Source organism: Acetobacter sp. DsW_063 (genome assembly GCF_002153745.1).
Classification (GTDB): domain Bacteria; phylum Pseudomonadota; class Alphaproteobacteria; order Acetobacterales; family Acetobacteraceae; genus Acetobacter.
In genome coordinates this window covers 1-241 of the sequence record NZ_JOPL01000175.1, presented here as the reverse complement: position 1 = coordinate 241, position 241 = coordinate 1, and the positions used below count along the sequence as shown (strand labels likewise).

Genomic DNA, 241 nt, shown 5'->3' with positions numbered 1-241 from the left:
AGACGGAACGTTCGAGGGTTACGGCAGCGTGTTTAACAACACGGACGCCCACGGCGACGTGGTGTTGCCCGGAGCGTTCGCGGACTCTCTCGCCGAGAGGAAGTCGCAGGGGCGCGGCATTGCGATGAATGTCATGCACGGATTTCTCGGCGGCGACGGGCTGCCCGCCGGCGTCTGGACGGGCGCCTCGGAAGACAGCCACGGTCTGCACCTCAAGGGCAAGCTCTCGGGGATGGACACC

The 241-nt window shown here is 66.0% G+C and carries 1 protein-coding gene; it reads left to right on the top strand.

Annotated elements, in window-relative coordinates; all coding sequences use genetic code 11:
- The coding region (locus tag HK28_RS13630; protein WP_198945906.1) for an HK97 family phage prohead protease at positions 1 to 241 on the top strand (241 nt) is incomplete at both ends.